Origin of the sequence: Acidovorax sp. 94 (assembly GCF_003634645.1) — a bacterium.
In the GTDB taxonomy this organism is placed as follows: domain Bacteria; phylum Pseudomonadota; class Gammaproteobacteria; order Burkholderiales; family Burkholderiaceae_C; genus Acidovorax; species Acidovorax facilis.
Window position 1 is genome coordinate 4,405,200 of the sequence record NZ_RBJA01000001.1, and the last position, 21,523, is coordinate 4,426,722.

25 protein-coding genes are annotated in these 21,523 nt (G+C 61.7%); 23 read left to right on the forward strand and 2 right to left on the reverse strand.

Annotation, left to right across the window (positions count from 1 at the left end; genetic code table 11):
• Positions 1-644 precede the first annotated feature (644 nt).
• Complete coding sequence (locus tag C8C94_RS20270) at positions 645-1,658, forward strand: porin (RefSeq protein ID WP_057228604.1); 1,014 nt, start codon at positions 645-647, stop codon at positions 1,656-1,658.
• Positions 1,659-2,199: 541 nt separating this feature from the next.
• Entirely contained in the window at positions 2,200-3,750 is a 1,551-nt protein-coding gene (locus tag C8C94_RS20275) for a tetratricopeptide repeat protein (protein ID WP_147433290.1), read from the forward strand.
• 74 nt (positions 3,751-3,824) lie between these two features.
• On the opposite strand, the gene C8C94_RS20280 is transcribed toward C8C94_RS20275, so the two are convergent.
• Both C8C94_RS20280 and hemB read right to left on the reverse strand, forming a co-directional pair.
• Positions 3,825-4,955: a magnesium transporter CorA family protein gene (locus C8C94_RS20280; RefSeq protein WP_121421994.1), complete on the reverse strand. Its 1,131-nt coding sequence runs from the start codon at positions 4,953-4,955 to the stop codon at positions 3,825-3,827.
• A 58-nt stretch (positions 4,956-5,013) separates the two neighbouring features.
• Positions 5,014-6,021 (reverse strand): porphobilinogen synthase, encoded by a 1,008-nt coding sequence (hemB, locus tag C8C94_RS20285; RefSeq protein ID WP_121421995.1) that lies wholly within the window; start codon positions 6,019-6,021, stop codon positions 5,014-5,016.
• Positions 6,022-6,343: 322 nt separating this feature from the next.
• On the opposite strand from hemB, the gene C8C94_RS20290 reads away from it, so the two are divergent.
• From C8C94_RS20290 to C8C94_RS20390, 21 genes are all read left to right on the forward strand, one after another.
• A complete protein-coding gene (locus tag C8C94_RS20290; RefSeq protein WP_121421996.1) occupies positions 6,344-6,772 on the forward strand; it encodes a CopD family protein in 429 nt (142 codons plus the stop codon).
• Positions 6,773-6,791: 19 nt separating this feature from the next.
• The gene (locus tag C8C94_RS20295) at positions 6,792-7,889 is read left to right on the forward strand and encodes a VanZ family protein (RefSeq protein WP_233573530.1); all 1,098 of its coding nucleotides are present in this window, start codon (positions 6,792-6,794) and stop codon (positions 7,887-7,889) included.
• Between the two features lie 55 nt (positions 7,890-7,944).
• Positions 7,945-8,304 carry a ferredoxin gene (locus C8C94_RS20300; RefSeq protein WP_121421997.1) on the forward strand — a complete coding sequence of 120 codons (360 nt, stop codon included), beginning with the start codon at positions 7,945-7,947 and terminating at the stop codon, positions 8,302-8,304.
• Between the two features lie 98 nt (positions 8,305-8,402).
• Positions 8,403-9,056 (forward strand): alpha/beta hydrolase, encoded by a 654-nt coding sequence (locus C8C94_RS20305; protein ID WP_121421998.1) that lies wholly within the window; start codon positions 8,403-8,405, stop codon positions 9,054-9,056.
• Between the two features lie 119 nt (positions 9,057-9,175).
• Positions 9,176-10,345 (forward strand): D-alanyl-D-alanine carboxypeptidase family protein, encoded by a 1,170-nt coding sequence (locus tag C8C94_RS20310; protein ID WP_121421999.1) that lies wholly within the window; start codon positions 9,176-9,178, stop codon positions 10,343-10,345.
• A gap of 263 nt (positions 10,346-10,608) precedes the next feature.
• The gene (gene rpsL, locus C8C94_RS20315; RefSeq protein WP_007851137.1) at positions 10,609-10,986 is read left to right on the forward strand and encodes a 30S ribosomal protein S12; all 378 of its coding nucleotides are present in this window, start codon (positions 10,609-10,611) and stop codon (positions 10,984-10,986) included.
• A 172-nt stretch (positions 10,987-11,158) separates the two neighbouring features.
• Complete coding sequence (gene rpsG / locus C8C94_RS20320) at positions 11,159-11,632, forward strand: 30S ribosomal protein S7 (protein ID WP_005798541.1); 474 nt, start codon at positions 11,159-11,161, stop codon at positions 11,630-11,632.
• 151 nt (positions 11,633-11,783) lie between these two features.
• Positions 11,784-13,886: an elongation factor G gene (fusA, locus tag C8C94_RS20325; protein WP_121422000.1), complete on the forward strand. Its 2,103-nt coding sequence runs from the start codon at positions 11,784-11,786 to the stop codon at positions 13,884-13,886.
• A gap of 222 nt (positions 13,887-14,108) precedes the next feature.
• Positions 14,109-15,299: an elongation factor Tu gene (gene tuf, locus C8C94_RS20330; RefSeq protein ID WP_056642984.1), complete on the forward strand. Its 1,191-nt coding sequence runs from the start codon at positions 14,109-14,111 to the stop codon at positions 15,297-15,299.
• A gap of 26 nt (positions 15,300-15,325) precedes the next feature.
• Positions 15,326-15,637 (forward strand): 30S ribosomal protein S10, encoded by a 312-nt coding sequence (gene rpsJ, locus C8C94_RS20335; protein ID WP_005796953.1) that lies wholly within the window; start codon positions 15,326-15,328, stop codon positions 15,635-15,637.
• Positions 15,638-15,869: 232 nt separating this feature from the next.
• The gene (gene rplC / locus C8C94_RS20340; RefSeq protein ID WP_121422001.1) at positions 15,870-16,544 is read left to right on the forward strand and encodes a 50S ribosomal protein L3; all 675 of its coding nucleotides are present in this window, start codon (positions 15,870-15,872) and stop codon (positions 16,542-16,544) included.
• On the forward strand, positions 16,544-17,164 hold the full coding sequence (gene rplD, locus C8C94_RS20345) for a 50S ribosomal protein L4 (protein ID WP_008906425.1): 621 nt from the start codon (positions 16,544-16,546) through the stop codon (positions 17,162-17,164). The genes rplC and rplD overlap by 1 nt, the downstream gene beginning before the upstream one ends.
• Positions 17,161-17,475: a 50S ribosomal protein L23 gene (rplW, locus tag C8C94_RS20350; protein WP_010467173.1), complete on the forward strand. Its 315-nt coding sequence runs from the start codon at positions 17,161-17,163 to the stop codon at positions 17,473-17,475. Before rplD ends, rplW begins: the two co-directional genes overlap by 4 nt.
• A 2-nt stretch (positions 17,476-17,477) precedes the next feature.
• A complete protein-coding gene (gene rplB / locus C8C94_RS20355; protein WP_010467175.1) occupies positions 17,478-18,302 on the forward strand; it encodes a 50S ribosomal protein L2 in 825 nt (274 codons plus the stop codon).
• 10 nt (positions 18,303-18,312) lie between these two features.
• A complete protein-coding gene (rpsS, locus tag C8C94_RS20360) occupies positions 18,313-18,588 on the forward strand; it encodes a 30S ribosomal protein S19 (protein ID WP_010467177.1) in 276 nt (91 codons plus the stop codon).
• A 9-nt stretch (positions 18,589-18,597) separates the two neighbouring features.
• Complete coding sequence (gene rplV / locus C8C94_RS20365) at positions 18,598-18,930, forward strand: 50S ribosomal protein L22 (RefSeq protein ID WP_007847806.1); 333 nt, start codon at positions 18,598-18,600, stop codon at positions 18,928-18,930.
• 15 nt (positions 18,931-18,945) lie between these two features.
• Positions 18,946-19,827 carry a 30S ribosomal protein S3 gene (rpsC, locus tag C8C94_RS20370; RefSeq protein WP_055394983.1) on the forward strand — a complete coding sequence of 294 codons (882 nt, stop codon included), beginning with the start codon at positions 18,946-18,948 and terminating at the stop codon, positions 19,825-19,827.
• A 2-nt stretch (positions 19,828-19,829) separates the two neighbouring features.
• Complete coding sequence (gene rplP, locus C8C94_RS20375) at positions 19,830-20,246, forward strand: 50S ribosomal protein L16 (RefSeq protein WP_015012190.1); 417 nt, start codon at positions 19,830-19,832, stop codon at positions 20,244-20,246.
• A 16-nt stretch (positions 20,247-20,262) separates the two neighbouring features.
• Positions 20,263-20,457 (forward strand): 50S ribosomal protein L29, encoded by a 195-nt coding sequence (gene rpmC, locus C8C94_RS20380; RefSeq protein WP_055394985.1) that lies wholly within the window; start codon positions 20,263-20,265, stop codon positions 20,455-20,457.
• 9 nt (positions 20,458-20,466) lie between these two features.
• A complete protein-coding gene (gene rpsQ, locus C8C94_RS20385) occupies positions 20,467-20,736 on the forward strand; it encodes a 30S ribosomal protein S17 (protein WP_055394987.1) in 270 nt (89 codons plus the stop codon).
• A gap of 259 nt (positions 20,737-20,995) precedes the next feature.
• The gene (locus tag C8C94_RS20390) at positions 20,996-21,505 is read left to right on the forward strand and encodes a peroxiredoxin (RefSeq protein ID WP_055394989.1); all 510 of its coding nucleotides are present in this window, start codon (positions 20,996-20,998) and stop codon (positions 21,503-21,505) included.
• Positions 21,506-21,523: the final 18 nt, after the last annotated feature.

The following is a 21,523-nucleotide window of genomic DNA, read 5'->3' on the forward strand; positions in this document are numbered from 1 at the left end:
TTCACGAACAGTCGTGAGTGCTTGTGTGCGGTCTCGCGGGAGGATTGGTCTGGAGCGCGACCATGATCCTCGCGGATGCTTCGGGTGCGCCGTTTGCGCTAGGGATCCTCTGCACGAATCGAGCGGCAAGTGGGCGCTGCGGATCGGGATGAGCTGCAAGGCGCAAAACGCAGCAATAGCCGCAGCTATTGCGAGGTTTTGCAACGCCGCAGACCGCCCGAGACTGCAGCTGCACACGGCGCGGTGATTTGTGCAGAGGGTCCCTAGCCCTTGCGCAATCAGCGGTTGTGTCTCCTCACCCGATTTCGCGGCAACCTTTCGGGCCGTGGTGTTTGCAGCCGGTCTCTGCTTTTGCAGCGGTTTTGCAAGTCCAGGCTATCTATCTATTGCACACCGTGTCTGGCGTACCCATCCCGCCAAACCGCTGTGTGCCTCCCGGGGATCGCCAACAGCCTTTCAGTTCGGAGGGAATGTGGCACCTGTGAAACGGCGTTGTCCCAAACCGAGGGGGGGACGCATGCGTGTCCCCCGTGGTTGCGCTCTGCGGTCTGTGGGCACGAGGGTGCAGTGCCTACGCTTGCACCATGTCCTGCCAACAAGGCGTGGGACATGACTCCGATTGAACCCACTTAACAAGGATGACCATGAAAAAATTCGCCACATTGGCTGTGCTTGCAGCCATCAGCGCAACCTCTTATGCACAATCGTCTGTCACGCTGTTTGGCGTGGCCGACGTGGCGGTTCAGGTGGGCCGCGGCAGTGAGACGAACCGGACCAGCGTGGGCAGCGGTGGTCTGGCTTCCAACCGCCTCGGTTTCCGAGGTATTGAAGATCTTGGTGGTGGCATGAAGGCTGGCTTCTGGCTGGAAGCCGGTTACAACCTGGACGACGGTACTGGCGTCGGCAACACCTTCAACTTCAACCGCCGCTCGACCATCAGCTTGATGGATGACCTCTGGGGCGAAGTTCGCCTGGGCCGTGATTTCACTGCGACCTACAACAACATCTATGACGCATTCGGCGACAACGGCGTCGGCGCTCTTCTGAAGACGACTTCGCTGGGCAGCAACTACGGCTACGCCATGCAGACGCGTACCAGCAATTCCGTGTCGTACTTCACGCCCAGGAATCTGGGTGGGTTCTTTGGCCAGGTGCAGTACTACCGTGGCGAGGCCGCCAATGGCTCCAATGACGGCAATGGTTATGGGTTGCGCGCTGGCTATGAAAACGGCCCCCTCAATGTGGGCGTGAGCTACGGCTCGGTGTCCAGCCTTGGTGCGTATGGCGACGTGACGAATGCCAACATCGGAGGTTCTTACGATTTCGGGGTGGCCAAGCTGCTGGTTGAAGCTGGGCAGGATGAGTCCAAGGCCCGCGACGAGAAGGCTCGCCACTACATGATCGGCGCAACGGCTCCCGTGGGCAGCGTTGGTCTGGTCCGCGCTTCGTGGTCCCGCGTCAGCGTTCAGGACACCAATGTGCAGGCGAACAAGTTTGCCGTGGGGTACGTGCACAACCTGTCCAAGCGCACTGCCCTGTACACCACCTTCGCGTACCTGAAGAACAAGAACGGTTCTGCGCTTGCACTGAACGGTGCCAAGACCAGTGCAGGTGACAACTCCAAGGGCCTGGACTTCGGCCTGCGCCACACGTTCTAAGACCCCAGGCGGTCTTCCTCTTGCCCATTGCGATGGGCAATTGTCTCCAAGGTAAACGATTGGCCCGCATCCCCCAGGGGATGCGGGCTTTTTTGCATGGGTCGCGGGCAGGCCAGGCGGTTCATTACAGAGATGTCATGTGCGCGCAATCCCGCTGTCAGGCGTGCGTTTCTATTCTTCAAACCTGTCCAAAGCAGGGGGTGTTTGCCAGTTTGCGTGCTAAGAACCTGTTCAAGATTTTTTCAGGGTCGCACAAGTCCCTTGCCGGGATGGGATGCAAGGCGCGGTGCGCAGTGGATAGCTTGGCTATCCACAAGCGCCGCAACGCCGCAGACCGCCCGGCAAGGGACTTGCCCGAAGGGTTGGAGTGAAATCGGGCGATTGGACGCCTCGGCTGCTTGCATGGGCATGCGCCCATGCAAGCAGCCGAGGCATCCACTCATCCCGATTGCACTCCAATGCGATCCCCGAAAAGATTTTGAACAGGTTCTAAAGGCCGCTTCAGTGTGCCGCCCCCGCAACACATTGAAGAGAGCCAAGCATGCGCCGACAAGACATTCAATTGCTGACCCTGGCCCGCCAGGGCGATCCCGCCGCCCGCAGCAAAGCGGGCCGGCGTTATTTGGTGGGGGGCGATGGCTTCCCGCGCCATGTGGCCACGGGGATCGAGTACCTCTCACACCCCAGCGTTCGAGAGCTGCCAGAAACCGCGTGTGCCATTGCAGAGAGTTTGCCGCTGCAGGACTTGCTGGACCTGAAACAGGAAGATGCATTGCACAAGGCTGCCGCTGCGGGACGCCCCTTGGCGCAGTTCAAGCTGGGCGTGTGGATGGCGTTGACGCGCAGCTCCGTCACGGCGGGGCAGTCGTGGCTGGAGACTGCCGCTGCAGCCGGGCACGTCGAGGCCTGCCAGGTCATGGCGGCCGTGGAGGGTGCACGCTCGGACCGCGCCCTGGAGGCGATGGTGGAATCGATCCAATCCAGCGCCGCAGTGGACGTGGTGCAGGTCGCGGTGATCGCTGCGCGCCAGGCGCGTGAAGAAGGGGGACTGGACCAGCTGGTCGATTGCCTGCGGGTGGCGCTGATGGTGGCGCCGCGCTTGACACACGCCCTGTCGGACCTGGTCGTGGCGGCGGTCTTGTGGGCCGAGCGCGAGAAACACTCCTTGCGCGGGCTGGCACCTGACCAGATTGAGGCCAGCCTGGAGCTGGCTGTCGTACGCGGGGATCGGGACGCTGCGTGCCTGCTGGGCCGTGCGCGTTGCGGAATTGACAGCGGCACGCTGGCGCCAGCGCGGCTGGCCACGTCGCTGAACCTGCGCAAAGGCGTGGCCTTGTTGTTGCGCGCTGCGGACGCGGGCCGGGACGATGCATGGCTTGCCTTGTACGCGACGCATGCAGACCACCGCTCGTCGGTATCCAACCCGCAGATGGCCCGCTTCTTCCTGGAGAAAGCGGCCATGGCCGGGCAGTCCGAGGCGCAGCGCAAGCTGGGGGCTTTGATACTGCGCGCGTCGAACTCGGTGGTGGAGTCGGAGCAGGCCATTGCGTGGCTGCATGCCGCTGCCAACCAGGGCGATGCGCACGCGCAGCGCCTGTTGGGCTCACTGGTGCTTCCGCTGCAGGGGAGTGAATCCGTGGCGCGCGAGGCGATTGAGCAAGTGCGTCAAGCCGATCCCTGGCTGGCCGTGCGGCTGACGCTGGCGCGCGACTTCGGTTTGACCAAGCTGGAAGCCTTGAGTGTCGACCCCGTCGAGGGCCGTCGGCCATGGGGTTTGCTGGTGGGGCAAAACCCGTTTATCGCGCAGGCCCGTTTGTCCGCACCGCGTGCCGTGCCGGCATTGACGCCCCTGGCACTGCAGAACCTTGCGCGCGCGGCAGCATTGTTCGAACAATCGCGCGGTGACGGCAATGCCTTTGAGGGGGATCTGCGCCGCCGCTCGGTGCGCCAGCGGCGGGTATTTGAACGCCTCCATTTGTCCGAAGACCTCTTTTTTGCTACCGCTTCCTCGCGCAGGCTGGAGGCCTTCCGTCTGGGGCCGAAATGGGCTTTTCGCGCACGACAACCACTGGCCCTGGCGTTGGCGGGTTGACGGCTGCGTGGACTCTGGTGCGAAGAATGTCTGACTGGGAGAGCTTCGTCAGCTGAGTGCCTTCGCGAGCACGGTCACCTCGTCCTCGCCAGATACCGCTTGCGCCAGAACAGCATCACCAGCGACAGGGCGATGAAGACCATCGAGCCCAACGCCCACCAGAACCCATCGGCCTTGTGGATGAGCGGCAAGAACTCGAAGTTCATGCCGAAGATGCCCGCTATCAGATTGAGCGGCAGGAACACGGCGGTGAGCGCCGTGAGCGTGCGCATGATGTCGTTGGTGCGGTTGCTCTGCACGCTGAAATGCATCTGCACGGCGGTTTCGGTGCTCTGCTCCAGCCGCCGCACGTGGTGCACCACGCGCTCGATGTGCTCCAGCACGTCGCGGCTGCGCACCTTGAGCAGGTCCAGCTCGCGCAGGCCAGCCGGGGTGTCGGGCAAGGCCCAGGTTTCCAGCGCATCGATCCAGTCCTGCACGGCGGTGCGCTGGTCTTCGCAGATCTCGTCGAGCTTGTGCAGGGCCAGCCGTGCTTCCAGCAGCGAACTCCAGTTCACATACCGCGCCCGGGGCTTGAGCAGCTCGTTTTGCCAGTGGTCGAGCTGGCGCGTGAGTTCGCGGCGCAGGTCCAGATAGCGGTCCACCATCATGTTCACCACGCGCAGCATCAGGTCGGCCGGGCTGGCGGGCACGCGGGCGCCGGGCACGGGGCTGCTGCGGCCTTCGGTGCCGTTGCTGGTGGGTAGCGATGCCAGCAGACGGGCCGCATAGGCGTCGCGCACTGCGCAGTCTGCGGGATGTACGGTCAGCAGCAGCTGGTCGAACACCGCAAACCCCACCGGGCTGGTGTCGATGCGGCGCAGCACCGGTGGGCCGCTGCGTTTGAGTGGGCTGGCGGGGCTGTCACCTTCCACGGGCGAGTCGACGGTGTCGCCCTGCGCGGTGGCCAGGCGGCGAAACACCAGCAGGTCATATTGCGAGGTGTAGTCGTAGTGCGAGGGCAGCTGCGCGTTGAGCAGGTCGGACACGTGCAGGTCCACCAGCTGCAGCCCCACCAGGGTTTGCAGGCGCGCCTGGATCTCGGCCAGCCGCGCCTGGAAGGCGGGGCGCCCGCAGGCGATCCAGACAAAACCCTGGGCGGGCATCTGAGCGGGCAACGCGGTCAGCTCCTGCACGCCGCCGTTGTGGATGTGGAAGATGCGCATGAACCCGGTTTTGAATGAAAAGTGCCTCTAGCGCTTGTCCATAAAGCTCTGCTAGCTATTATTTTGTTAGCAAACGAGCCGCGTCGCGCGCAAAGTAGGTCAGCACGCCATCGGCGCCTGCGCGCTTGAAGGCCAGCAGGCTTTCCATCATCACGGCGTCGTGGTCCAGCCAGCCATTGGCGGCAGCGGCCTTGATCATGGCGTACTCGCCGCTGACCTGGTAGGCGAAGGTGGGCACCTTGAACTCGTCCTTCACGCGCCGCACGATGTCCAGGTACGGCATGCCGGGCTTGACCATCACCATGTCCGCGCCTTCGGCGATGTCGATGGCCACCTCGCGCAGGGCTTCGTCGCTGTTGCCGGGGTCCATCTGGTACACATTCTTGTCGGCCTTGCCCAGGGCGCCGCGCGTGCCCACGGCGTCGCGAAAGGGGCCGTAGAAGGCGCTGGCGTACTTGGCGCTGTAGGCCATGATGCGGGTGTGGATATGGCCCTGTACCTCCAGCGCCTCGCGGATGGCACCGATGCGCCCGTCCATCATGTCGCTGGGCGCGACGATGTCCACACCCGCCTCGGCGTGCGTGAGCGCCTGGCCGGTGAGGATCTCCACCGTCTCGTCATTGATGATGTAGCCGGTCTCGTCCAGCACGCCGTCCTGGCCGTGGCTGGTGTACGGGTCCAGTGCCACATCGGTCATCACGCCCAGGCCGGGGAATTCCTTCTTCAGCGCCCGCACCACGCGTGGGATCAGGCCGTCGGGGTTCAGGGCCTCTTTGCCGTCGGGCGTCTTGAGCGACGGGTCGATCGCCGGGAACAGCGCCAGAACCGGAATGCCCAGCTTCACGCAGTCTTCGGCCACGGGCAGCAGCAGGTCCAGGCTCAGGCGGTCCACGCCGGGCATGGAGGTCACTGCCTCGCGGCGCTGGCTGCCTTCATGCACAAACACGGGGTAGATCAGGTCGTGCGGCGTCACAGCGTTTTCGCGCACCAGGTTGCGGGTAAAAGCATCGCGGCGCAGGCGGCGCGGGCGGTTCTGGGGGAAGGGGGCGGGGCTTTGGAGGTGCATCGCGAGATTATCCCCCTGAGCCGCTGCGCGGCGGGGGCGCACCCCATGGACCGGCGAAGCCGGATCCACGGGTGCACTGGCATGGGGAGCGCCCCTTGCCGATGCCCAGGTCGCCCGCACTGCGCCCTGTAGAAATGCCGCTTGTAACACCCGATGCCCGGTGCTAAATTGGCGCCGGGCGGCTTGCCGCCCCCCGCTTTCCCTCCCTGAGCGGGGCCTCGGGTTGCAGCGATGCAAAACAGGCTTTCCCGGCCCGGCGGATTTGCCGGGCTTTTTTTTGGTGCGGCCTCGGGTGGCCCGCACAGGCCCTTAAACTGCCCCCATGCTCTGGGTCAAAGCCTTTCACATCGTCTTCGTGGCCAGCTGGTTTGCTGGCCTTTTCTATCTGCCGCGCATCTTCGTCAATCTGGCGATGGTGGCGCCGGGCTCAGCCGCCGAGCGCGACCGCCTGCTGCTCATGGCACGCAAGCTTTTTCGCTTTACCACGCTGCTGGCCGTGCCTGCGCTGGCGCTGGGCCTGTGGCTGTGGATGGGTTACGGCATCGGCTGGGGCCCCGGCAATGGCTGGATGCACGCCAAGCTTGCGGTGGTGCTGCTGGTGATCGGCTACCACCACGCCTGCAGCGTGGTGCTGCGCAAGCTGGCCGACGGCACCAGCCGTAGGAGCCATGTGTGGTTTCGCTGGTTCAATGAGGTGCCGGTGCTGCTGCTGCTGGTGGCGGTGGTGCTGGTGGTGGTCAAGCCATTCTGAACGCGCAGAGCTGACGCTGGTGTCCAAGACCTCCGCCTGGCCTCTTGCGCTGATCTATACAGTGCTCATCGTCTTTGCCAGCCTGTTCCCGTTTGACGGCTGGCGCGCCCAGGGCATTGACCCCCTGGTCTTCCTGCTGGCGCCGCTGCCCCCGCCGTACTGGACGGGTTTTGACATTGCCACCAATGTTGTGGGGTATGCCCCGCTGGGTTTTCTGCTGGTGCTGGCCATGCTGCGCTCGGGCTGGGGGCGGGGCGCGGTGCTGCTGGCCACGCTGGTGGGCATGCTGCTGTCACTGGTCATGGAGTTCCTGCAGATCTACCTGCCCCGGCGTGTGCCCTCCAATCTGGACTTGCTGCTCAACGCGGCGGGCACCCTGGCGGGGGCGCTGAGCGCCGCGCTGCTGGAGCGCCTGGGCGCCATCGACCGCTGGAGCGATTTCAAGGGCCGCTGGTTTGTGCAGGACGCCAGCGGCGCCATCGTCCTACTGGCGTTGTGGCCGCTGGCGCTGCTGTTCCCGGCGGCGGTGCCGTTCGGGCTGGGGCAGGTGCTGGAGCGGCTGGAAGCGGCGCTCATCGAGGTGCTGGCCGACACCCCGTTTCTGGACTGGCTGCCGCTGCGCGAGGCTGCGCTCGACCCGCTCTCGCCCAGTGGGGAGCTGCTGTGTGTGACGCTGGGCCTGCTGGCCCCGTGCCTGCTGGGTTACTGCGTGATCCGCCATGTGGGGCGGCGGGCGCTGTTTGCCCTGGGTGTAGTGGCCGTGGGCGTCACGCTCACCGCGCTGTCGGCCGCCCTGAGCTGGGGTCCCGTGCATGCCTGGGAATGGATGGGCCTGCCCACGCGCGTGGGCGTGTGGGGCGCGCTGGCGCTGGCGGTACTGCTGCTGGCCTTGCCTCGGCGTGCCTGCGCTGCCGTGCTGCTGGTGGCCCTGGTCTGGCACCTGGCGCTGCTCAACCAGGCGCCCACCAGCGCCTACTTTGCGCAGACGCTGCAGATCTGGGAGCAGGGCCGGTTCATCCGCTTTTACGGCCTGGGCCAGTGGCTGGGGTGGCTGTGGCCCTACGCTACGTTGATCTACGTGGTGTTTCGGGTGTCGCGCAAGGAAGGCTCCTCCTGAGTCGCATTCAGCGCAGCGCCGACATCGTGGACGCGTGGGTTCGTAAAATGCAGCCATGAGCGACACCACCCCCGCACCGGCCGCAGCGCCCGGCTACTACCAGCGCCACATCTTCTTCTGCCTGAACGAACGCACCAATGGTGAGGACAGCTGCGCCCACCACAACGCCCAGGCGGGTTTTGACCGCTGCAAGGCCCAGGTGAAGGCTGCAGGCCTGGCGGGGGCCGGCAAGGTGCGCGTGAACAAGGCCGGCTGCCTGGACCGCTGCGCGGGCGGCCCTGTCGCGGTGGTCTACCCCGAGGGCACCTGGTACACCTATGTGGACGCGGCTGACATTGACGAGATCGTCGAATCGCACCTGAAAAACGGCCAGGTGGTGGAGCGCCTGGTCACGCCGGCGGAACTTGGCCGCTGAATGCGCCTCCATCCGTCTCGTCGATCCATTTTTGAATTATTTTGGCTGCTAGCGCTTATCCATCAAGCGCAAGCAGCTATTAATTTGGTAGTAAATCCGTGAATGCCCAGACCGAACGCCTGACCCTGTCCGGCCCCGCAGGCGCCATCGAGGCCGTGCGTGACGCTGCCGCGCTGGCCGACGGTGCTGCTGCGCCCCGTGGCGTGGCCATCATTGCCCACCCCCATCCGCTGTTTGGCGGCACCATGGACAACAAGGTGGTGCAGACGCTGGCGCGCGCCTTTGTGCAGTGTGGCTGGACGGCCGTGCGTTTCAATTTTCGCGGCGTGGGCGCAACCGAAGGCGTGTACGACGAAGGCCAGGGCGAGCTGCAGGACCTGCTGGCCGTGGTGGAGCAGGTAGCGCCCGCTGCCGCTGGCCAGCGGATTGCGCTGGCGGGATTCTCGTTTGGCGCATTTGTCACCAGCCATGCGCTGGCCGCCCTCTGGCCGCAGGGTCGCGTGAACCAGGCGGTGCTGGTGGGCACGGCAGCCAGCCGTTTTGCCGTTGCCCCGGTGCCGCCCGATGCCCATCTGCGCACCCTGGTCGTGCACGGCGAGCACGACGACACTGTGCCGCTGGCCGCTGTGATGGACTGGGCGCGGCCCCAGATACTGCCTGTCACAGTCATTCCCGCAGGGGGGCATTTCTTTCACGGACAATTGCCGCTTCTGAAAAATCTGGTGGTGCGCCACCTGCAATCGCAAGGCTGAGCCACCCCAGCCTGCGTCTGACTTTGGGTTGGCTGCAACCCGCCCCTCCTGGTCGCCTCCCAGCAGTTTCTGCTGTTTCTTTTTCCTCTTTTCCGAGCCTTTCCAGCCCCTTATTGCCCATGAAACGAATCCTGTCCGCGCTGCGATCCCTGGCCGTCTTTGCTGCAGTGGCCCCTGCCGCTTTCGGCGCCTATGCCCAGGCGCCCCAGCCTCCTGAAATTGCCGCGCGCACTTATATGCTGGTGGACGTCACGGCCAACCAGGTGCTGGCCGCCAAGGACATTGACGCGCCGGTGGAGCAGGCTTCGCTCACCAAACTCATGACGGGCTACCTGGTGTTTGACGCGCTGCGCGCCAAGAAAATTACGCTGGACCAGAAGCTGCCCGTGAGCGTGCGCGCCTGGAAGATGCCCGGCTCGCGCATGTTCATCGACCCCAAGATGCAGGTGCCGGTGGAAGACCTCATCAAGGGCATGATCGTCCAGTCCGGCAACGACGCTACGGTAGCGCTGGCCGAGGGCGTTGGCGGCACGTACGAAAACTTCGTCAAGCTCATGAACGACCAGGCCAAGGCCCTGGGCATGAGCGGCACCAGCTACAAGAACCCCGAAGGCCTGACCGAGCCCGGCCACCTCACCACGGCGCGCGACCTGTCCGTTCTCGCCACGCGCCTGATGAAGGATTTCCCGGAGTACATGCACTACTACTCCACCAAGCAGTACAGCTACCCCGGCACGCCTGCATCGAACGGCAGCAATCGCAATTCTCTGCTGTTCCGCGATCCGACCGTGGACGGCCTCAAGACCGGCCACACCGCAGCCGCAGGCTACTGCCTGGTGGCCACGTCCAAGCGTGAATTCCCCGGCGTGGGCCAGCGCCGCCTGCTGTCTATCGTGCTCGGTGCGGCCAGCGAAAATGCGCGCGCCAACGAAAGCCAGAAGCTGCTGAACTGGGGCTATACCGCGTTTGAAGCCGTCAAGCTGTTTGACGCCGGCAAGCCCGTCGCCACGCCCGCTGTCTGGAAGGGTACGGAAAACACCCTCAAGATCGGCCGCGATGAGGCCATCGTGGTGACCGTGCCCGCAGGCAGTGCAGGCAAGATCACCACCCAGATTGCGCGCCCCGACCCGCTGGTTGCTCCGTTCACCAAGGGGCAGTCTGTGGGCACCCTGAAGGTACTCCTGGGCGAACAGGCTGTGGCGGAAGTGCCGCTGGTCGCGCTGGAAGGCGTGGAACAGGCGGGCATCCTGGGCCGTGCATGGGATGCCATCCGGCTCTGGATAAAGTAGCAGGAACATCCCCCTGAGGCGCTGCTGCGTCTTCACCCCTTTCTGAATGGCTGCGCCATTCAGAAAGGGGGGGGGCACCGCCAGCGCGGCGGTTCTGGCTTGGCCGCGCGCTTTCGGCGGCTGTGGGTCTCCATCTTGAGCCTGGGTTTCCAAGGAAAACCGCGTAGCGCTTGCCCGTTCAGGGCCTTGCTGCTACATTAGAAGGCTTTTCGGAAATTCCGAAGGGTTTCACGTTTTCGTTTTTTACGTTTAGGGACGTATTCATGCCAACCATCAATCAACTAGTCCGTCAGGGGCGCGAGGTCGAAAAGATCAAGTCCAAGAGCCCTGCGATGGAAAACTCTCCCCAGCGCCGCGGCGTGTGCACCCGTGTGTACACCACGACGCCTAAGAAGCCTAACTCCGCTCTGCGTAAGGTTGCCAAGGTGCGCCTGACCAACGGTTTTGAGGTCATTTCCTACATCGGCGGTGAAGGCCACAACCTGCAAGAACACAGCGTGGTGCTGGTTCGTGGCGGTCGTGTCAAGGACTTGCCCGGTGTGCGTTACCACATCGTGCGTGGTTCGCTCGACTTGCAAGGCGTGAAAGACCGCAAGCAGTCGCGCTCCAAGTACGGTGCCAAGAAGCCCAAGGCCAAGTAAGCCCTGCGCTTTTGCACAAAAGAATTTTCGGTGCTGTCTCCCGCGTGGCGCGGTGAAGCAGCGTAGTGGCCCCAAACGCAGGTGTTCTGCGCGGGTCGAGTAAGTGGGAGTCCTTGATTGGCTCTCGCGGTGTCTGAAAAGATGCCAACTGAAGCAAAGATAGAGGTAAAAAATGCCACGTCGTCGCGAAGTCCCCAAACGTGAAATCCTGCCGGATCCCAAGTTCGGCAATGTAGAGCTGTCCAAATTCATGAACGTGATCATGGAAGGCGGCAAAAAGGCGGTTGCAGAGCGCATCATTTATGGCGCCCTGGAACTGATCGAGAAGAAGCACCCTGACAAGGACCCGCTGGAAGCCTTCACTGTTGCCATCAACAACGTGAAGCCCATGGTCGAAGTGAAGTCCCGCCGCGTGGGCGGTGCCAACTACCAGGTGCCTGTGGAAGTGCGCCCTGTCCGTCGTCTGGCTCTGTCCATGCGCTGGATCAAGGAAGCCGCCCGCAAGCGCGGTGAGAAGTCGATGGCCCAACGCCTGGCCAACGAACTGCTGGAAGCCACCGAAGGCCGTGGCGGCGCCATGAAGAAGCGTGACGAAGTGCACCGCATGGCCGAAGCCAACAAGGCATTCAGCCACTTCCGCTTCTAAATCGACGAACTGCCCTCGTCGCCAAGCGCAAGGCTGCCGGCAATTTTGCCTGCAGCCTTGTGGCGATTGAGGTGGTCACAAAATTGACGGGTCGCAGCGCCACAATGCTGGGCCCTTCCCCTGAATAACACGACCCATCCAAGGATCCACCATGGCTCGCAAGACTCCCATCGAGCGCTACCGCAATATCGGTATCTCGGCCCACATTGACGCTGGCAAGACCACGACCACCGAACGTATCCTGTTCTACACGGGCGTGAGCCACAAGATTGGCGAAGTGCACGACGGCGCTGCCACCATGGACTGGATGGAGCAGGAACAAGAGCGCGGCATCACGATCACCTCGGCTGCCACGACCTGCTTCTGGAAGGGCATGGACAACTCCTACGAAGAGCACCGCTTCAACATCATCGACACCCCCGGTCACGTGGACTTCACTATCGAAGTGGAACGCTCGATGCGCGTGCTCGACGGCGCCTGCATGGTGTACTGCGCCGTGGGTGGCGTGCAGCCCCAGTCGGAAACCGTCTGGCGCCAAGCCAACAAGTACAAGGTGCCTCGCCTGGCCTTTGTGAACAAGATGGACCGTACCGGTGCCAACTTCTTCAAGGTCTACGAGCAGATGAAGCTGCGCCTGAAGGCCAACCCTGTGCCCGTGGTGATCCCAATCGGCGCCGAAGACAAGTTCACCGGCGTGGTCGATCTGCTGAAGATGAAGGCCATTCTGTGGGATGAAGCCTCGCAGGGCATGAAGTTCACCTACGAAGAAATTCCAGCCGACCTGGTCGCATCTGCCAAGGAATGGCGCGAGAAGATGGTGGAAGCCGCTGCCGAAGCCTCCGAAGAGCTGATGAACAAGTACCTGGAAGAGGGCGACCTCTCCGAAGCTGAAATCAAGTTCGGCCTGCGTACGCGCACCATCGCCACGGAAATCCACCCGATGCTGTGCGGCACCGCGTTCAAGAACAAGGGTGTGCAGCGCATGCTGGACGCCGTGATCGACTACCTGCCAGCACCGACGGACATCCCTGACGTGACGGGTACCGATGAAGACGAAAACCCCGTCACCCGCAAGGCGGATGACAACGAGAAGTTCTCGGCCCTGGCATTCAAGCTGATGACCGACCCGTTCGTGGGCCAGCTGACCTTCGTGCGTGTGTACTCCGGCGTTCTGAGCAAGGGCGATACCGTCTACAACCCCATCAAGGGCAAGAAGGAACGTATCGGCCGTATCGTGCAGATGCACGCCAATGAGCGCCAGGAAGTCGAAGAAATCCGTGCCGGCGACATCGCTGCCTGCGTGGGCCTGAAGGACGTGACGACCGGTGAAACGCTGAGCGACATCGACTCGCAGATCATTCTGGAGCGCATGGTGTTCCCTGAGCCTGTGATCACGCAGGCCGTGGAACCCAAGACCAAGGCCGACCAGGAAAAGATGGGCATCGCACTGCAGCGCCTGGCTGCAGAAGATCCATCCTTCCGCGTGAAGACCGACGAAGAATCGGGCCAGACGCTGATCGCCGGTATGGGCGAGTTGCATCTGGAAATCATCGTGGACCGCATGAAGCGTGAGTTCGGCGTGGAAGCCAACGTGGGCAAGCCTCAGGTTGCCTACCGCGAAACCATCCGCAAGACGGTGGAAGAAGCCGAAGGCAAGTTCGTGCGCCAGTCCGGCGGTAAGGGCCAGTACGGCCACGTCGTTCTCAAGATCGAACCCAACGAAGCCGGCAAGGGCATCGAGTTCGTCGATGCGATCAAGGGTGGTGTGGTTCCTCGCGAATTCATCCCGGCCGTGGAAAAGGGTATCAACGAAGCCGTGACGCAAGGCGTGCTGGCTGGCTACCCCGTGGTGGACGTCAAGGTCACGCTGCACTTCGGTTCGTACCACGATGTGGACTCGAACGAACTGGCGTTCAAGATGGCTGCCATCTTCGGCTTCAAGGAAGGCTGCCGCAAGGCCGGCCCGGTCATTCTGGAGCCCATGATGGCTGTGGAAGTGGAAACGCCGGAAGACTACGCTGGTACCGTGATGGGTGACCTGTCCTCTCGCCGTGGCATGGTCCAGGGCATGGACGACATCCCGGGCGGTGGCAAGGCCATCCGCGCTGAAGTGCCGCTGTCCGAAATGTTCGGCTACTCGACCTCGCTGCGCTCCGCGACGCAAGGCCGCGCTACGTACTCGATGGAATTCAAGCACTACAGCGAAGCACCGCGCAACGTGTCTGAAGCCATCATGGCTGCACGCGCCAAGTAAGCGCGTCGAGTGAAAGGTCTGCCCTGGGCAGGTCTTTCCTCTTTGTTTTTAAGTCAGATTGGCTGTTAGCGCTTCTCTATAAAGCGCTAGCGGCTATTAAAACAGTAGCAAAATTCTTGCAATCTGCGATCCGGTGCCGTCCTGTTGCCCTGTGCGGGACGAACCAGCAATCGGGTGCAGACGTTAAACCCCAACACAGGCATTGCTCTTTGGAGATTCAAAATGGCAAAAGGTAAATTCGAACGGACCAAGCCTCACGTCAACGTGGGCACAATCGGCCACGTGGACCATGGCAAGACGACGCTGACGGCGGCCATCGCTACCGTGCTGTCTGCTAAGTTCGGCGGCGAAGCCAAGGCATACGACCAGATCGATGCAGCGCCCGAAGAAAAGGCCCGCGGTATCACGATCAACACCGCCCACGTGGAATACGAAACGGCCAACCGCCACTACGCCCACGTGGACTGCCCTGGCCACGCCGACTATGTGAAGAACATGATCACCGGCGCAGCCCAGATGGACGGCGCTATCCTGGTGTGCTCGGCTGCTGACGGCCCCATGCCCCAGACCCGCGAGCACATCCTGCTGGCTCGCCAAGTGGGCGTGCCTTACATCATCGTGTTCCTGAACAAGTGCGACATGGTGGACGACGAAGAACTGCTCGAACTCGTCGAAATGGAAGTGCGCGAACTCCTGGACAAGTACGACTTCCCAGGCGACGACACCCCCATCATCCGTGGTTCTGCCAAGCTCGCCCTGGAAGGCGACAAGGGCAAGCTGGGTGAAGAAGCCATCATGAAGCTGGCTGAAGCGCTGGACACCTACATCCCCACGCCAGAGCGCGCTGTGGACGGTGCCTTCCTGATGCCCGTGGAAGACGTGTTCTCCATCTCCGGCCGTGGCACCGTGGTGACCGGTCGCGTTGAGCGCGGCATCATCAAGGTCGGCGAAGAAATCGAAATCGTCGGTATCCGCGACACGCAAAAGACCATCTGCACCGGCGTGGAAATGTTCCGCAAGCTGCTGGACCAAGGTCAAGCTGGCGACAACGTCGGCCTGCTGCTGCGCGGCACCAAGCGCGAAGATGTGGAGCGCGGCCAAGTGCTGTGCAAGCCCGGCTCGATCAAGCCCCACACCCACTTCACCGCTGAAGTGTATGTTCTGAGCAAGGACGAAGGCGGCCGTCACACGCCCTTCTTCAACAACTACCGCCCTCAGTTCTACTTCCGCACGACCGACGTGACCGGCGCCATCGAGCTGCCAGCCGACAAGGAAATGGTCATGCCTGGTGACAACGTGTCGATCACTGTGAAGCTGATCAACCCCATCGCCATGGAAGAAGGTCTGCGCTTCGCTATCCGCGAAGGCGGCCGTACCGTGGGCGCTGGCGTCGTGGCCAAGATCATTGCTTAATTCATAAGCAGAATAAGGAACTTGCCATGTCCAAGCAAAAAATCCGCATCCGCCTGAAGGCGTTTGACTACAAGCTGATCGACCAGTCCGCTGCCGAGATCGTTGACACTGCCAAGCGCACCGGCGCCATCGTCAAGGGCCCCGTGCCCCTGCCGACACGCATGAAGCGTTTCGACATCCTGCGCTCGCCGCACGTCAACAAGACCAGCCGCGACCAGCTCGAAATCCGCACGCACCAGCGTCTGATGGACATCGTGGACCCAACGGACAAGACCGTTGACGCCCTGATGAAGCTCGACCTGCCTGCTGGCGTGGACGTCGAAATCAAGCTGCAGTGATGTAGCGACGGCCGTTGTGAGGTGGGTCCGCCCGCCTTGCAGTGTCTGAAATAACGCGAACTTGTTTGAAAGAGCAGTTCGCGTTATACTTTAGGGCTTCGCTCAATTTGCGCCTGTTAAAAGGTGTGCATTGGCGGAGTTTTATTAACCTTCTTTCATACACGCGGGCGAGAGCTTGCGGAAACGCTGCAGCCAATTGAAGTTGTGGCGGTGAGAGTTTTGGAGAAAACCAATGAGTCTGAGCAACTCCCTCGGGTTGCTGGGTCGCAAAGTGGGCATGATGCGTCTGTTCACCGATGATGGGGACGCAGTGCCTGTCACGGTGGTGGATGTGTCCAACAACCGCGTTACCCAGGTCAAAACCCAAGAGAACGATGGCTACGTGGCCTTGCAGGTCACGTTTGGTTCGCGCAAAGCATCGCGCGTAACCAAGCCAGAAGCCGGCCACCTTGCCAAGGCAGGTGTGGAAGCCGGTGAAATCATCCAGGAATTCCGCGTGACCGCAGAAACCGCTGGCAAGTACGCCGCGGGTGCTACTGTTCCTGCCGCCGATGTGTTTGCCGTGGGCCAGAAGGTCGATGTGCAAGGCACTTCCATCGGTAAAGGTTATGCCGGTACCATCAAGCGTCACAACATGAGCTCGCAGCGCGCGTCGCACGGTAACAGCCGTTCGCACAACGTGCCTGGCTCGATCGGTATGGCACAAGACCCCGGTCGCGTGTTCCCCGGCAAGCGCATGACGGGCCACCTCGGCGATGTCACCAAGACCACGCAAAACCTCGATGTCATCCGCATCGACGAAGCGCGTCAACTGCTCTTGATCAAGGGCGCTATTCCGGGCTCCAAGGGTGGGTTCGTGACGGTGCGTCCAGCGGTCAAGGCCAAATCTTCCAAAGGAGCGAACTAATGCAGCTCGAACTCCTGAATGACCAAGGCCAAGGCGCGTCCAAGCTGGATGTTCCCGAAACCGTGTTCGGTCGTGAATACAACGAAGATCTGGTGCACCAGATCGTCGTGGCCTACCAGGCCAATGCACGCCAAGGCACCCGCGCCCAGAAGGACCGCGAGCAAGTCCGTCACTCGACCAAGAAGCCTTTCAAGCAAAAGGGTACGGGTAACGCACGTGCAGGTATGACTTCCTCGCCACTGTGGCGTGGGGGTGGTCGGATTTTCCCGAACATGCCTGACGAAAATTTCACGCAGAAGATCAACAAGAAGATGTACCGCGCCGGTATGTCCGCCATCTTGTCGCAGCTGGCCCGCGAAGGCCGTCTGGCTGTGGTCGATTCGCTGAAGCTTGATTCCCCCAAGACCAAGGTCCTGGCCGACAAGTTCAAGGCGATGAACCTGCAATCGGTGATGGTGATTGCCGACGAAGTGGACGAAAACCTGTACTTGGCTTCGCGCAATCTGGTGAACGTGCTCGTCGTTGAGCCCCGTTACGCCGATCCCGTGTCGCTGGTGCGTTTCAAGAAAGTGCTCGTCACCAAGGGTGCAATCGACAAACTCAAGGAGATGTTCGCATGAGCACACTCAAGTTTGACGAAGGTCGTCTGATGCAAGTGCTGGTCGCTCCCATCGTGTCCGAAAAGGCCACCATGGTTGCTGAAAAGTCCAATGCTGTGACGTTCAAGGTGCTGCAGAACGCAACCAAGCCAGAAATCAAGGCCGCTGTGGAATTGATGTTCAAGGTCGAGGTCAAGGGCGTTTCTGTGGTGAACACCAAAGGCAAGACCAAGCGTTTTGGCAAGACCATCGGCCGCCGCGACAACGTTCGCAAGGCATACGTCACGCTGCAACCAGGTCAAGAGCTGAACCTCTCCGGGGAGGCCGCGTAATCATGGCTGTCATCAAGATGAAACCCACTTCGCCCGGCCAACGTGCCGTGGTGAAGGTCACGCGTGACCACCTGTACAAGGGTGAAGCGTACGCCCCCCTGCTGGAACCACAATTCCAGAAGGCCGGCCGTAACAACAACGGTCACATCACCACCCGCCACAAGGGCGGTGGTCACAAGCACCACTACCGCGTAGTGGACTTCAAGCGCAACAAGGACGGCATTCCGGCCAAGGTTGAGCGCATTGAGTACGATCCCAACCGTACGGCCCACATCGCTCTGGTGTGCTATGCCGACGGCGAGCGCCGTTACATCATCGCTCCCCGCAACCTGGAAGTGGGCGCAACCCTGCTGTCCGGTTCGGAAGCCCCGATCCGCGCTGGCAACACGCTGCCTATCCGCAACATCCCCGTGGGTTCGACCATCCACTGCATCGAGCTAAAGCCCGGTGCTGGTGCACAGATCGCTCGCTCGGCCGGTGCTTCGGCAACGCTGCTGGCCCGTGAAGGCGTCTATGCCCAGGTGCGTATGCGCTCGGGTGAAGTGCGCAAGATCCACATCGAATGCCGCGCCACCATTGGTGAAGTGGCCAACGAAGAACATAGCCTGCGCCAATTGGGCAAGGCCGGTGTGAAGCGCTGGATGGGTATTCGCCCAACGGTTCGCGGCGTTGCCATGAACCCAGTGGATCACCCTCACGGTGGTGGCGAAGGCCGCACCGGCGAAGGCCGCCATGCAGTCGATCCTTGGGGCAATCTGACCAAGGGTTATCGCACCCGTAACAACAAGCGCACACAGATCATGATCGTGTCGCGTCGCAAGAAGTAAGGGGTAACAGATGACTCGCTCTCTTAAAAAGGGTCCATTTGTTGACCATCACTTGCTGGCCAAGGTCGAAAAGGCCGTCGCCACCAAGGACAAGAAACCAGTCAAGACCTGGTCGCGTCGCTCCATGGTTCTGCCCGAGTTCATCGGTCTGACCATTGCCGTGCACAACGGCAAGCAGCACGTACCTGTCTATGTCACCGACCAGATGGTGGGCCACAAGCTGGGCGAATTCGCCCTGACGCGCACCTTCAAGGGTCACCCCGCTGACAAAAAAGCGAAGAAGTAAGGAACGACCATGTCTGAAACACGTGCAGTCCTCCGGGGCGTCCGTCTGTCGGTCGACAAGGGCCGTCTGGTCGCTGACCTGATCCGCGGCAAGAAGGTGGACCAGGCTCTGAACATCCTGAACTTCACGCAGAAAAAAGCTGCGGGAATCGTCAAGAAAGTTCTGGAGTCGGCCATCGCCAATGCCGAACACAACGATGGCGCTGACATCGACGAACTGAAGGTCAAGACCATCTACGTCGAACAAGGCACCACGCTCAAGCGCTTCACCGCGCGCGCCAAAGGCCGCGGCAACCGCATCAGCAAGCCCACGTGCCATGTGTACGTGACGGTTGGCAACTAAAGGCTCGGGAAGACTATGGGACAAAAAATCCATCCTACCGGCTTCCGCCTTGCGGTCAGCCGCAACTGGTCCAGCCGTTGGTACGCCAGCAACCGCGACTTCGCGGGCATGCTGGCCGAAGACATCAAGGTGCGTGAGTACCTGAAGGCCAAGTTGAAGAACGCGGCTGTGTCGCGCATCCTGATCGAGCGTCCAGCCAAGAACGCCCGTATCACCATTTACTCGGCACGTCCTGGTGTGGTGATCGGCAAGAAGGGTGAAGACATCGAGAACCTCAAGAAGGAACTCGCGCTTCGCCTGGGCGTGCCAGTGGCAGTCAACATCGAAGAAGTGCGCAAGCCTGAAATCGATGCCAAGCTGATCGCCGACAGCATCACGCAACAGCTCGAAAAGCGGATCATGTTCCGCCGCGCCATGAAGCGTGCCATGCAGAACGCCATGCGTTTGGGTGCCCAGGGCATCAAGATCATGTCGTCCGGTCGTCTGAATGGTATCGAAATCGCTCGTTGCGAGTGGTACCGTGAAGGCCGCGTGCCACTTCACACGCTGCGCGCCGACATTGACTACGGTACCTCTGAAGCCAAGACCACCTACGGTGTGATCGGCGTCAAGGTCTGGGTCTACAAGGGCGATACGCTGGGTCGTAACGACCTGCCTGCCGTGGAAACCCCACGTCCAGACGAAGAACGCCGCCCACGCGGTCCACGCCGTGACGGCCGCCCAGGTGGCGATCGTCCAGGCGCAGGCCGTGGCCCACGTCGTCCAGTCGGTGGTAACACCGCTCCGGCCGACGGCAGCGACAAGCCAGTGGAAGCTGGTGGCGCTGATAACACCGCCGTTAAGCGCGTACGCAAAGTCGCCGCGCCCGCTACAGCAGCGGACGGAAAAGGAGAATAAGTATGCTGCAACCTGCTCGCCGCAAGTACCGCAAGGAGCAAAAGGGCCGTAATACCGGTGTCGCAACGCGGGGTGCCTCCGTTGCGTTCGGTGATTTCGGTCTGAAGTGCACCGATCGTGGCCGTCTCACGGCCCGCCAGATCGAAGCTGCACGCCGTGCGATTTCCCGTCACGTCAAGCGTGGCGGCCGTATCTGGATCCGCGTGTTCCCGGACAAGCCAATCTCTACCAAGCCCGCAGAAGTGCGTATGGGTAACGGTAAGGGCAACCCCGAGTACTACGTGGCCGAAATCCAGCCCGGCAAGATCGTTTTTGAGATCGTCGGTGTGCCTGAAGAACTGGCCCGCGAAGCGTTCCGCCTGGCTGCAGCCAAGCTGCCGCTGCGCACCACGTTTGTCAGTCGTCACCTTGGCGCTTAATTCAGGAGAACAAGCAATGAAGACTACTGAACTTCGCCAAAAAGACGTCGCCGGTATCGAAGCCGAAATCAAGGCGCTGCAAAAGGCCCACTTCGGCCTGCGCATGCAAAAGGCTACGCAGCAATTGGCTAACACCAACACGCTGCGCACCACCCGCCGCGATATCGCCCGTGCAAAGACCATTCTTGCTGAAAAGCAAGCCGCCAAGTAAGGAGCCCACATGACGGAACCTAAAAAATCCCTCAAGCGCACCTTGGTTGGCAAGGTGGTCAGCGACAAGCGTCAGAAGACTGTGACCGTGCTGGTCGAGCGCCGTGTGAAGCACGAGCTCTACGGCAAGATCGTTGCGAAGTCGAGCAAGTACCACGCCCATGATGAGAATGGCGAGTACAAGCTGGGCGACGTGATCGAAATTACCGAAAGCCGTCCGCTCTCCAAGACCAAGAACTGGGTGGCTACCCGCTTGGTGCAAAAGGCCGGTCTGCTGTAAACCAGCATCCCATTGCCCCGGGGTCAAGACCCCGGACGGCAAAGCCTTTCAAAACGACCCACAATGTGGGTCGTTTTGCTTTGTGGACGACTTTTTTTAAGACTCAGGCAAATCGGGATGCGGCATCAACTCGCTTTGGCGTGAGTCGCTTGTCTGAGCCTTGTTTTGCGCACGTCATGTTGTGTTGGCGGCGCGGGGCACTTCGCGTATCCAATCCCATTCATCCCGCTATCCATTCCACCATCCCAAGGAGATAACAATGATCAAAGTCGGTGACACCCTGCCTGCCAGCACGCTCATGGAATATTCGGAAGTCGAGGGCGAAGGCTGCAGCATCGGCCCGAACCCTGTGCCTGTAGACAAGGCTACGGCTGGCAAGACGATTGCCCTGTTTGCATTGCCCGGAGCGTTTACGCCCACCTGCTCGGCCAAGCATGTGCCAGGCTATGTGGAAAAGGCCGCCGAGTTCAAGGCCGCTGGTGTGGATGAGATCTGGTGCGTGAGCGTGAACGACGCCTTCGTCATGGGCGCATGGGCACGTGACCAGAAGACCGATGGCAAGGTCCGCATGTTGGGCGACGGCGACGCCACTTTCGCCAAGGCCACAGGTCTGACGCTGGATCTGACGGGCAAGGGCCTGGGTCTGCGCAGCAACCGTTATTCGATGCTGGTGCGCGACGGCAAAGTGGTCACCCTCAACGTGGAAGCCCCGGGCAAATTTGAAGTGAGCGACGCTGACACGCTGCTCCAGCAAGCCCAAAAGGCTTGAGTTCGGCGTTAACCGGCT

Excerpts from the sequence above, each read along its gene's own strand:
- C8C94_RS20310 (WP_121421999.1), top strand. The coding sequence starts at position 9,176 with ATGAAACGAATCCTGTCCGCGCTGCGATCCCTGGCCGTCTTTGCTGCA.
- tuf (WP_056642984.1), top strand. The coding sequence starts at position 14,109 with ATGGCAAAAGGTAAATTCGAACGGACCAAGCCTCACGTCAACGTGGGC.
- fusA (WP_121422000.1), top strand. The coding sequence starts at position 11,784 with ATGGCTCGCAAGACTCCCATCGAGCGCTACCGCAATATCGGTATCTCG.
- rpsL (WP_007851137.1), top strand. The coding sequence starts at position 10,609 with ATGCCAACCATCAATCAACTAGTCCGTCAGGGGCGCGAGGTCGAAAAG.
- rpsJ (WP_005796953.1), top strand. The coding sequence starts at position 15,326 with ATGTCCAAGCAAAAAATCCGCATCCGCCTGAAGGCGTTTGACTACAAG.
- C8C94_RS20275 (WP_147433290.1), top strand. The coding sequence starts at position 2,200 with ATGCGCCGACAAGACATTCAATTGCTGACCCTGGCCCGCCAGGGCGAT.
- C8C94_RS20290 (WP_121421996.1), top strand. The coding sequence starts at position 6,344 with ATGCTCTGGGTCAAAGCCTTTCACATCGTCTTCGTGGCCAGCTGGTTT.
- C8C94_RS20300 (WP_121421997.1), top strand. The coding sequence starts at position 7,945 with ATGAGCGACACCACCCCCGCACCGGCCGCAGCGCCCGGCTACTACCAG.
- rplB (WP_010467175.1), top strand. The coding sequence starts at position 17,478 with ATGGCTGTCATCAAGATGAAACCCACTTCGCCCGGCCAACGTGCCGTG.
- rpmC (WP_055394985.1), top strand. The coding sequence starts at position 20,263 with ATGAAGACTACTGAACTTCGCCAAAAAGACGTCGCCGGTATCGAAGCC.
- rpsQ (WP_055394987.1), top strand. The coding sequence starts at position 20,467 with ATGACGGAACCTAAAAAATCCCTCAAGCGCACCTTGGTTGGCAAGGTG.
- rplC (WP_121422001.1), top strand. The coding sequence starts at position 15,870 with ATGAGTCTGAGCAACTCCCTCGGGTTGCTGGGTCGCAAAGTGGGCATG.
- C8C94_RS20390 (WP_055394989.1), top strand. The coding sequence starts at position 20,996 with ATGATCAAAGTCGGTGACACCCTGCCTGCCAGCACGCTCATGGAATAT.
- rplW (WP_010467173.1), top strand. The coding sequence starts at position 17,161 with ATGAGCACACTCAAGTTTGACGAAGGTCGTCTGATGCAAGTGCTGGTC.
- rplV (WP_007847806.1), top strand. The coding sequence starts at position 18,598 with ATGTCTGAAACACGTGCAGTCCTCCGGGGCGTCCGTCTGTCGGTCGAC.
- rpsC (WP_055394983.1), top strand. The coding sequence starts at position 18,946 with ATGGGACAAAAAATCCATCCTACCGGCTTCCGCCTTGCGGTCAGCCGC.
- rplP (WP_015012190.1), top strand. The coding sequence starts at position 19,830 with ATGCTGCAACCTGCTCGCCGCAAGTACCGCAAGGAGCAAAAGGGCCGT.
- C8C94_RS20280 (WP_121421994.1), bottom strand. The coding sequence starts at position 4,955 with ATGCGCATCTTCCACATCCACAACGGCGGCGTGCAGGAGCTGACCGCG.
- rplD (WP_008906425.1), top strand. The coding sequence starts at position 16,544 with ATGCAGCTCGAACTCCTGAATGACCAAGGCCAAGGCGCGTCCAAGCTG.
- hemB (WP_121421995.1), bottom strand. The coding sequence starts at position 6,021 with ATGCACCTCCAAAGCCCCGCCCCCTTCCCCCAGAACCGCCCGCGCCGC.
- rpsS (WP_010467177.1), top strand. The coding sequence starts at position 18,313 with ATGACTCGCTCTCTTAAAAAGGGTCCATTTGTTGACCATCACTTGCTG.
- C8C94_RS20270 (WP_057228604.1), top strand. The coding sequence starts at position 645 with ATGAAAAAATTCGCCACATTGGCTGTGCTTGCAGCCATCAGCGCAACC.
- rpsG (WP_005798541.1), top strand. The coding sequence starts at position 11,159 with ATGCCACGTCGTCGCGAAGTCCCCAAACGTGAAATCCTGCCGGATCCC.